The organism is Blautia sp. AF14-40, assembly GCF_003479665.1.
Classification (GTDB): domain Bacteria; phylum Bacillota; class Clostridia; order Lachnospirales; family Lachnospiraceae; genus Fusicatenibacter; species Fusicatenibacter saccharivorans.
The window spans coordinates 1-10,215 of the sequence record NZ_QUHK01000048.1 but is presented as its reverse complement, the minus strand read 5'-3'; the positions used below and the strand labels follow the sequence as shown (position 1 = coordinate 10,215).

Here is a 10,215-nt window from a genome sequence, read left to right as displayed (position 1 = left end):
CAAATCAAATAGTTTTGCAGCTCCGATTATTACTGTGCTTTTGATATGTTATTTAAGGAAAAATAAAAAAGGTTCATACCAAGATGCAAAAAAATTTATTATGAATCATATAAACAAATGTATCTATGAAAAAGAATTGGAATGGAATGGGATTGTGAATAATAAAGCGTGGTCAATTCCGATAATTTTAACACGTACTGTTATTGGGGCAAAGTTGTTATATGAGTGTTTTGGGAAGGAAGACTATGAGTGTATAGTATTAACATCAGAAAAGAACCTAAAAGAGTCTTGCGTGGCAGAAATTCCATTAGAATTTTATACGCATGGGAATGTGACAGAGACGTTAATAATGGCAGTAAATACAATATACAATCCAGATGTGCTTATTATTCAAACGGATAAAAATATATTTGAAAGTAATAGTTTGATAGATTTTGAGGTTTTTGATAAAAAAGGATGGAATGTGAAAACAAGGATGGAGCAAATGCAGTTTGAAAATTGTTATAACGCATATAAATGGATAATAATGCAACTTTTAGACGACTAAAATTTACTGGATTACTTTTGCGATCGCAATGGGTAATAAAATTATGCTCGAAGGGAGGTATTCAAATGAAGAAAACGCTTAAAAAGAAAGAACATAAGGGAAGAAATAATGTGAGTGTTTATGCAAATGGACCGTGTTCATGCACATGCTTTTCTACGTGTGGGTCTGCCTATGTTCAGAAAGCTCAGGCGCAGAATCAGTTATACACAAGTGTATTTGGATCTAATGCTAATCACTAAAATGTAAGAAAGATGAGGGCAGCTACAGTGTTAATTAGTGGTAGTCCTCATTTTAATTAGAGGATAAGTTTAAAAGTTGATTTAAGCATTATAAAAAATCGTTTAAGAATATGGCTAGAAGTATTATAGATCCTTTGAAATAGCGTTTGTTAAAATGTTGATATGTTTGTTGTAGAGTAAAAATGCTGACAATAGTAGATTTGATGAAAGAGAATAGAAATGATAGAAGAAAAAGTGAAAGATATATTAAAGAAATATAGAAATTTAGAACAGAAAAAAGACTGGAAAAATCAAAAGCTTTTAGGAAATGATCTAAAATTCAGCGCAAGAGATTTGATAAATGTATATGTGGAGTTAGAAAAAGAATTTGATATTCATTTTAAGGAAAAAGATATTGTGGCTGGAAAATTTGATACATTTGATGACATAATAAAATTGATTAACAAAGAAATAGCATATAAAACAAGAGGAAAAGAACATGCATAAACCATTTATTCATTGTTTCAAAACTGCAAAAGAATATTATGTATATGATGTGAATACTGATAAAATTATTCAGGTGTCTTTCGAAACATATAATTTTTTGGAAAACAATATTTGGGATGAAAAAGCGGAAAGAGAAATAGAAAAGCTAATAAATGAAGGATATTTGAAAAGAACGCGGGTAGAAGAGGTAAAACATTTTGCTACGGACTTTTTAGAATCTTATTTAGAAAATAGAATGAATCAGTTAGTTTTGCAAGTGACACAAAAATGTAATTTGCGTTGCAGTTATTGTGTTTATTCTGGTGATTACAAAAATAGAAATCATAGTCAAAAAGAAATGAGCTGGGAAACTGCAAAAGAAGCAGTAGATTATTTGTATGGGCATTCGATGTCTAGCGAAGACATATATATATCATTTTATGGCGGAGAGCCATTATTAATGTTCAGATTGATAAAAGAAGTAGTTGAGTATGTGAAGAGAGAATATTGCCAAAGAACGGTACATTTTAATTTGACCACTAATGGAACGTTGTTTACACCAGAAATTGTTCAGTATTTTATTAAAAATAATATACAAATTATGTTTAGTTTGGATGGGCCTAAAGAAGTGCACGATAAAAATAGAATATTTGCAGGAAGTAATAGAGGATCATTTGAAAAATTGAGAGATAGCATGAAAATGATATATAGTATGGACAGAAAATATTATAAAAAAAATGTGTCTTTCAACACAGTGTTAGATCCCCAAAATGAGTTAAGAACAATATATGAGTTTTTGGATAAAGATAGGCTGATTTCGAAAAATTTGAGTAGAATATCTGTTTTGAATGATAATTATACGGATAAACAATGTGAATTTAGCGGAGAATTTGTTGAAGAACAGGAATATGAATATTTTAAATGTTTTCTTTCAAAATTAAAACGAATTAATGAAAAATTTGTGGCTAGAGCAGTAAAAGAAGAATTTGATAATGAAATGAGAGAAATTAAACAACATGAGGAAAAAATGCAAGAAGAGATTTCAAAGGTAAATCATCATAGTGGTCCCTGTATTCCAGGCGCGAAAAAAATTTTTGTAACAGCAGAAGGAAATATATATCCGTGTGAGCGAGTGAGTGAAATATCAGAAGTTTCCAAAATAGGTGATATAAAAAAAGGAATAGATAAAAACAAAGTGTTAAATTTGCTAAATATAGAACGATATTCGCAAGACCGGTGTAAGGATTGTTGGGCATATCAACATTGCACAATTTGTATAGCATGTGCAGATGACACTAAAAATATTTCAAATAAAGAAATAGAAAAACATTGCTGGAAGGTTAGAGGGGGATTTGAAGAGGCAATGAAAAATTACTGTACTTTAAAAGAACTTGGTTATAAATTTGAGGAGTATGAATGAAAATGTTAAAAAGAGTAGGTATATTTCCGGTAGATCAAGAAAGTATAACACTATTTGAGAACATACATGAATGTAGATATGGTGAAATTATGCATATTGCTTCAATAAAAGCATGGGGACTTTGCGGGAAAAAAATTCAACGTTGTGATGGTAGTGAGATAATAATAGAGGAGGGAATAGGTAATATTATAAAAGAATGTGAAGTGTTAATTCTTCTTGAAAGTTGGCACGATGCATCGCCTGAATATATAAAGAGCGTGGTGAAAACAGCAAAGCAGAAATCCATAACGATAGTTTCTATTAATAATATCAGGAACAGTTTAGAGATAGATCAGCATTATGAAAATGTCGTTGTTGCTAAAAAATTAAAAATTCAAAAAAAGTGTGACGATTTAAGAGTAAGAAAGATAAATATTCCGGTTATTTGCGTTTTGGGTTTGACACAAAATAGTGGAAAATTGAAAATGGAATTAGAACTGCAAAAATGTTTGAAACAAAAAGGATATAAAGTTGCAGCAATTGTTTCTGGATTAAATGGATTAATTGGGAAAGATACATTTTGCTTTGAAAAGAAATATTTAAATGGGAAAAATAGGAATGAAGAGATAATTATAAATATAAATGCGGCTGTAAAGCGGTTAGAACAAGATTATGATATTGTAATTGTTGGGATACCAGGAGCATGTCTCTCGTTTAATCCACAATATTCTAATGATTTTGGCATTACTACACAATTGTTTATGTGTGCAATAGAACCAGATTATAGTGTTTTGATGCTACCATATATGCGCTATGAAGAAGCGTTTATTAGTCATGTTAAAGATGAGGTTCAAAAAAGATATGATATTACAATTAATGATATTGGAATATCAGAATTTGCAATTGATATGGATGCGAGTTTTGAACAAAAAAAGATGTGTTTTTTAAAATTAATTGACAAGGAAAGGGATTTTGAGCATTTGAAAAAAATATCAGTTGTTGATATTAAAAGTGATTCTCAAATAGAAAAATTGAGCGATAGGATTATTTGGACACTTGAAAATTAAACATAAGCTTGTCGCATTTTGAAATATATAGGGGGAAGAAAGAATATGTTGAAAAGAGCGAGCAGAAAATTAAGAAGTACTCCTGCGAAAACATTGATGTATATCATACTGTTTTTAGTACTTTTCCTGGCGATATTTTCTATGCTGATGATTGGAATTGCAAGTGGAAATAAAGTGAAAAGAGCACAGGAAACATTGGCCAACTCTATTACTCTGCGCGGGCCGGCCGAGGGAGAAGCTGGAAAATCATGTACTGTATATGCGATCCCGTCCGCAATCGTAGAAAAGTTCATTGACAGCAATTATGTTCAGGGGTACACCATGGAAGCGGGAACATATTGGCTTGATCCGGTGGATACGGAAACATATATCAGCGAGGAGACACAACAGCGCCTAAAAGGTTATCTGAAAGATTCAGGCATGTATACGATGACGGCTGTTGGAACACTGGACTGCGCATACGATACCTATTTTCTGGCAAAGGGTTACAGGATTGTGGAAGGAAGCGGACTGAGCTACGGAGAACGGGGCAAATACGAAGCTGTGGTAGGAGAAAAATACGCCGAAAAAAATCATCTCCATGTGGGCGATACTGTTAAATATAAAATGGAGCAGGGAACGATCGAATACTATAAAGTAAGTGCCCCGGAAGAAATTAGTTTCAAAATTCGAGGCATTTACAGAACTCCAGAGGTTTATCAGTCCGATTCCGTTGTGAATGACTGGCACAATAATTTAATTTTTATTCCACTGGATATTTTCTGCGAGTATTCTATGAAAGCATTAAAAATTCAAAATGTGGGATTTAATACAGTTACGGTCTATTTGAAAGATACAAAATCAGTTGAACCATTCATAGAAGAAACAAAAAACAAAATAAAAATAGGAAGTGTGGATGATGTTGTACAGACCGATGAAAATGGAATACGTTCCAGCGTAAAGCCAATGGTAATATCACAGCAGGATTTGGAATCTGGAGAATGGTCCTATCAGTTGATTCGAAACAAGGAATGGTATGAGATGGTTGCGAAACCTGTTGAAAAATTGAATCGTCTGATAGGATATATGATCGTAGGATTTGTGACTGCCGGAATTTTACTGTTCGGCATTCTGACCAGCCTGTCAGTCAAAGGGCGAAAACGTGAGATTGGAATTTTACTTTCGATGGGGGAACACAGAAAAAGGATTTTAGGACAGTTCGTTTTGGAGAATTTGGTTCCGGTTTTGATTGCCCTGGTTTTTGCGGCGCTGTGTGCGACACCAACAGCAGAGTATTTCGCAGATCGGATGATTTCGAATCAGGCTGAGAAAGTGGAGCAGGAAAATGAAGATCTGTCGGGAAATATTAAAAACGCGCTCCCGACAAGCGAAATAGCTGCGTATGAATCAACGGGAGTAACTGTTGATACGGATTTGTCCATTGAGTGGAACTGGAAAATCATGACGGGGATGATTCTTGGTATTTTAGATCTTTTCCTTTTGATATTAATTCTGCAAGTCGGCAAAATAACTAGAGAAAGCCCGGCATCTATATTGCTGGACAGAAAGTAGGTGTTCATGAAGAAAAAAAGAATGATAATGATCGTAGCGATGGTTCTGGTGCTGGTATGGCGGGAAGACGTTTTTGCAGTGGAATCTGGAACGACACAGGTTTCGCTACAGGCAGACTGGCTCCAAGAGGGAGATTACCAGTATAGCGTGGAAGAAGATGAAACTGTAACTTTACGAAACTATATCGGGACGGAAAGCGTGATTGTCACACCGAAAGAAGTAGGTGGGAAAGAAGTGACGAGAATCGGAGATTCCTGCTTTTTGAGAAAAACGGATCTTCGGGCAGTGCAGATATCCGAAGGCATTGTTGAAATCGGGGAATCTGCCTTTGCGGAAGATGGTCAGTACAGTGATACAACTGCTGGGTTTATCAGCATTGTAATGCCAAAAACACTAAAAAAGGTAGGAAAAAGCGCATTTCAGGGAACTAGAATCACACAGATTTATTTTTATGATGGTTTAGAGAGCATTGGTGATAATGCCTTTATGTATTGCTCTTCTTTGTCAAAAATACGGATTCCAGATAGCGTGGAGAAAGTAGGACAATTTTTATTTTTGGGAGCTGGAAAACCCTATGAAGAAAGTCAAGATAGTGCGATGAAGATTTTTGGCGGAAAAATAGCGGAAGAACTTGCAAAAGATAATCAAAGAGCCGAATATGGTGGTGAAGAAATGCAGGAAATTTCGATCCAGTATTGGCTTGAGAAGAAGGAGAATGAAACGAAAGAAGAGGTTATAGGACAAAAATATTTTGATAAAAATGATACAGGCTTTGAAAAAGTATTTTTTAAGGCTCCTTCGAGTGGAGAAAAGCAAAGTGGGAAAATAGTCTGGATGGACATATTTCTTGGGGTGTGTATGGTTGGACTAATAGGAATCAGTGTTTGCTTAAAGGATTAAAAATATTATATTTGTGAACAATGAAGAAAATAATAGAGAATAATAAATGTTTATATTTTTTAAAAGAGTTACTCAAATATAAAAAAGAAATAGGTATTTTGAGTATAAGCACTATTGTTTCTACAGTAACTGTATTTCTGCAACCATTATTGATAAAACAGATCACAGACATCGGAATACTCGAAAAAAATATGCCCCAAATTGTTAATGGAGTAGCCGGTTTATTTGTTTGTGTGCTGGTATATTTAATGATTGAAGTTGTGCAGGCAAAAACTTTTGCAGAAATACATAATTCATTCTATAAGAACTTGTATTGCAATGTATTTCGAAAATTATTGCATTTAAAAAAACATTATTTTCAAATGAAAAATAGTATGGAAATAGTGCAAATGTTACAATGCGATGTATCTCAGGTTGCGTCTATGACAGATAGATATGTAGTGATGAGCTTTTCGTATGTTTTTCGTGTAATTAGTGGACTTGCTGGACTTATGCTGTTGAGTCCTGAACTGTTATGCATTGTAGTGATAGTAATTCCAGTGAAATACGTGTTAGTAAAATGTCTTGCTAAAAAGCGTGAGAAAAACATGAAAATGTATATTCAAGTTGAGCAACAATTTGGAGGATGGCTTGGCGATACAATTAATACTGTGGAAGAAATTAAATTGTGGAATCTATATGAATTAAGAAAATGCGAATTTTTAAAACAGATTTGTAAATCGTTAGCGGTTGAAATGAAAGGAACCATGATTGAGACATGGAATATTTTTGGGGATGCTGTTTTAGAGTGGGGTGTAACAATTCTTATTTATTTAGTTGGTGGATATTTGGTGTTCGTGGGAAAAATTTCCATAGGTTCAGTTTTTGCTTTTGTTTCTTATTCTAGTTATGTTACAAGACCGGTAAATAGTTTAATTGATCTGCGTATGCATTTTGCAAGTGTCAAACCGTCCGCTGAACGACTTTATACATTTTTGAATATGGAAGAGGAACGAAGTGGAAGTAAAAGAGTGGAAAAAGAGATTTCGCCAATATTAGAATTTAAAAATGTGAGATTTCAGTATACAAAGGATAGGGAAGTGTTAAAGAAAGTATCTTTTAAACTTGAGCCGGGAGAAAAAGTGGCTATTATTGGAAAAAATGGAAGTGGAAAATCAACAATTTTGGAATTACTATTACGATTTTATGAACCGGAAGAAGGAGAAATTTTATGTAATGGTGAAAATATAAAAGTGCTAAAATTATCAGAATACCGAAGCCTTTTTTCTGTTGTGAGTCAGAAATCAGCGTTGTTTTTGGGGGACATTGTGCAGAATATAGATTTGGAGGGGAAAGCAGACAGACAAAAACTGAATGAGGTACTAAGGAAAAGTGGCGTGAAAAAATACTTGCAACGTTTTCCAGAAAAAGAAAAAACACAAATAGGAGATGATGGAGCATTTCTTTCAGGAGGAGAAAGACAAAAGCTTGTGGTTGCACGGGCACTATTGAAAGATGCGCCGGTTATGCTTTTTGATGAAGCGTCCAGTGGATTTGATGTAGAAGCCAATGAATATCTTTATAAAATTATAACAGAAGAAATGCCGGAAAAATCTGTGATTTTTATTACACATCATTATGATAAACTGGAAAAATTTGATAAAGTATATTTGGTAAAAGATGGGTTTCTTACGGAAGTGAGAACTGGAAAAATGTAGAGGCGACTAGATTATAGTAGAAAGGAACAATATGGCAGAACTGGAATTAAAAGAGGTAAGCTATTTTTACGAGAGCGGCGGAAAGAGAATTGATATTTTGGATAAAGCCAGCTATTCATTTGAGAAGGGTACTCTTTACACGATTGTTGGTCCTTCTGGATCGGGGAAAACAACGACGCTGACTTTGGCGGGTGCGCTGGAAGAACCTAAGAGCGGCTGCGTGTGCTTTGAAGGAAAAGATATCCGGGAAATTGGCTATACAAGATATCGAAACAGCAAGATTGGAATTGTGTTTCAGGCGTATAATCTGCTGCCTTATCTGACCCCGCTGGAGAATGTGCTGGCGGCAATGGAAATTACGTCAAATCCGATTAAAAACAAAAAAGAACGGGCGCGGGAACTTCTGACACGAATGGGAATTACAGAAGATCAGATGAACCGCAATATCAATAAACTTTCAGGAGGCGAACAGCAGCGCGTAGCGATTGCGCGTGCGATTTCGACAAATGCAGAGGTGATTCTTGCGGATGAGCCGACGGGAAATCTGGACGTTGATACGGCGGCTGGCATTGTGAAAATTTTCAAAGAGCTGGCTCATGAAGATAAGAAATGTGTAATAGCAGTTACACATTCGGAAGCATTTGCCGCGGAGGCAGATGTGGTGGTACGGCTGGAAAAGAAAAAATTGCAGGATTAAACATGAGGGGGAGGGAAAGTTTTTATGAACTGGATCAAAAGAGCATTTCGCAGTATTTCTTATCATAAAAAAAATACAATTCTGATGTTTTTAAGTTTCCTGATTTTATCCATCCTGATCCTGTTTGGCTTATGTATCCGCGCGGCAAGTCGGGAACGGATATGGGAGATTCGGACGAGCATCGGAGGAAGCGTGCTTGTATCGAATGAGCGTCAGATATACAGTGAAGAGCCGCGCGGTGTGAATTCGATTTCACATCAAAAATATTTGGAACTCTGCGCTGATGAAAGAATTCGGTTTGGCAGCTGTAATACGGTGACAGCTGCTCTGGCGGATAACTTTACAGCTGAAATTATGGACGGACAGGAAGAAAATGGAACAGAAAATATTTATGTGGAGGGATCATCTGATCCTGTCGAGTATTTTAGTTCTGTTTCTTCTGTAGTTACACTGATTTCGGGACATGTACCGCAGAATGCAGAAGAAGCGGTAGTCAGTGATGGGATTGCGGAACGGAATGGACTGGGAATAGGAGATACCATAGCTGTTCTTTCACCATACACAAAGGAGCGGTATACATTTAAAATCAGTGGTATTTACAGTACGAACGAGGCAGCTTACAGTGGAAATGTGGTATATAATAACCCAGCAAATGCTATCTATACCCTGGATACACCAGTTTATGAGATGAATGAAAATGATAATGTAAAAGAAATTACATTGCAGTTGAAGGACCCGGAAGAAGGAAGAGCGTTTGCTGAAGATGCGAAAAAAATGCCGGAATATATCAAAGAAGAATATGATATGGACTATACGGTAAATGTTTCAGCTTATAAAGCGGTGGCCGACAGCCTGAAGAGCCTGGCAGGGATTTCGAATCTCATGGTGATAGTTTCCGTAATCCTTGGAACTATCACATTAAGTTTTTTGATTCTTATGAATTTGCGGGATCGCATGTTTGAGATTGGCATTCTTCTTTCTGTTGGAGAAACAAAGATGCGGATTATGCTGCAGATGTTGATGGAATCTTTTTGCCCGGTATTGCTGGCAATTACAGCGGGGGTAATTTTTTCTTATCCTTTGGCGAATGTGATAAAAATAGCTGTAGATCTTTCGAACGGTGTGCAGGCTGCAATTAAGACACAGCAGATTATAATATTGTATCTTTGTGGAATGGGGGTTGTGCTGGCTTCTTCTATGGTTATGGTATACCAGATTGTACGATATCAGCCGAAAAAGATTTTGATGATGGAGTAAAAAAAGAAATAGTCAGATAAAATACTGAATATGCAGAATTGACCGTATTTTTCTAAAAATAAGAAAATTCGAAAAAAGGTGTTGACTTTTGCTTTCGGGGGTGTTATTATAACTAAGCTGTCAGCGAGAGCTACAGTGAATGAGTTCTTTTGAAACAGAAAAACCTAGTTCGGAGCCGGGTGGCTGCCGCGGGTTGCAAAACTACTTCAAAAAAACTTGAAAAAAGTTCTTGACAAAAGCAAATGAGTTTGATAGAATAAACGAGTTGCTGATCGAGAGAACGGCAGAGAACAAAACGTTCTCAGGAAGTTCGAAAGAGCTTCAAAAAAATAAATTAAAAAAGTTCTTGACAAATGAAAAGCTCTGTGATAAAATAAACGAGCTGATCCGAGTCGG

General features: G+C 35.5%; 9 protein-coding genes. All 9 read left to right on the top strand.

Annotated features, from left to right (window positions below):
- Nucleotides 1-547 (top strand): hypothetical protein (locus DWW13_RS18915; RefSeq protein WP_158579778.1); only part of this gene is annotated, 547 nt, incomplete at its 5' end.
- Nucleotides 548-1,005: 458 nt separating this feature from the next.
- Nucleotides 1,006-1,272 carry a hypothetical protein gene (locus DWW13_RS17090; protein ID WP_055226866.1) on the top strand — a complete coding sequence of 89 codons (267 nt, stop codon included), beginning with the start codon at nucleotides 1,006-1,008 and terminating at the stop codon, nucleotides 1,270-1,272.
- Entirely contained in the window at nucleotides 1,265-2,671 is a 1,407-nt protein-coding gene (ccpM, locus tag DWW13_RS17085) for a Cys-rich peptide radical SAM maturase CcpM (protein WP_055265672.1), read from the top strand. The genes DWW13_RS17090 and ccpM overlap by 8 nt, the downstream gene beginning before the upstream one ends.
- A 2-nt stretch (nucleotides 2,672-2,673) precedes the next feature.
- Nucleotides 2,674-3,717, top strand: a complete 1,044-nt coding sequence (locus tag DWW13_RS17080; RefSeq protein ID WP_055226872.1) for a DUF1611 domain-containing protein — start codon at nucleotides 2,674-2,676, stop codon at nucleotides 3,715-3,717.
- Between the two features lie 141 nt (nucleotides 3,718-3,858).
- Nucleotides 3,859-5,268, top strand: coding sequence for an ABC transporter permease (locus tag DWW13_RS17075; protein WP_158554998.1), 1,410 nt, complete (start codon nucleotides 3,859-3,861; stop codon nucleotides 5,266-5,268).
- Nucleotides 5,269-5,274: 6 nt separating this feature from the next.
- A complete protein-coding gene (locus DWW13_RS17070) occupies nucleotides 5,275-6,168 on the top strand; it encodes a leucine-rich repeat domain-containing protein (RefSeq protein WP_022463281.1) in 894 nt (297 codons plus the stop codon).
- Nucleotides 6,169-6,188: 20 nt separating this feature from the next.
- Nucleotides 6,189-7,865, top strand: coding sequence for an ABC transporter ATP-binding protein (locus DWW13_RS17065; protein WP_055226874.1), 1,677 nt, complete (start codon nucleotides 6,189-6,191; stop codon nucleotides 7,863-7,865).
- Between the two features lie 31 nt (nucleotides 7,866-7,896).
- On the top strand, nucleotides 7,897-8,562 hold the full coding sequence (locus tag DWW13_RS17060; RefSeq protein ID WP_055226876.1) for an ABC transporter ATP-binding protein: 666 nt from the start codon (nucleotides 7,897-7,899) through the stop codon (nucleotides 8,560-8,562).
- Nucleotides 8,563-8,586: 24 nt separating this feature from the next.
- Nucleotides 8,587-9,819 carry an ABC transporter permease gene (locus tag DWW13_RS17055; RefSeq protein WP_055226878.1) on the top strand — a complete coding sequence of 411 codons (1,233 nt, stop codon included), beginning with the start codon at nucleotides 8,587-8,589 and terminating at the stop codon, nucleotides 9,817-9,819.
- Nucleotides 9,820-10,215 lie beyond the last annotated feature (396 nt).

Coding starts and splice junctions, on each gene's coding strand:
- DWW13_RS17090 (WP_055226866.1), top strand. CDS start 1,006: ATGATAGAAGAAAAAGTGAAAGATATATTAAAGAAATATAGAAATTTA.
- DWW13_RS17070 (WP_022463281.1), top strand. CDS start 5,275: ATGAAGAAAAAAAGAATGATAATGATCGTAGCGATGGTTCTGGTGCTG.
- DWW13_RS17060 (WP_055226876.1), top strand. CDS start 7,897: ATGGCAGAACTGGAATTAAAAGAGGTAAGCTATTTTTACGAGAGCGGC.
- DWW13_RS17075 (WP_158554998.1), top strand. CDS start 3,859: ATGCTGATGATTGGAATTGCAAGTGGAAATAAAGTGAAAAGAGCACAG.
- DWW13_RS17055 (WP_055226878.1), top strand. CDS start 8,587: ATGAACTGGATCAAAAGAGCATTTCGCAGTATTTCTTATCATAAAAAA.
- DWW13_RS17080 (WP_055226872.1), top strand. CDS start 2,674: ATGTTAAAAAGAGTAGGTATATTTCCGGTAGATCAAGAAAGTATAACA.
- ccpM (WP_055265672.1), top strand. CDS start 1,265: ATGCATAAACCATTTATTCATTGTTTCAAAACTGCAAAAGAATATTAT.
- DWW13_RS17065 (WP_055226874.1), top strand. CDS start 6,189: ATGAAGAAAATAATAGAGAATAATAAATGTTTATATTTTTTAAAAGAG.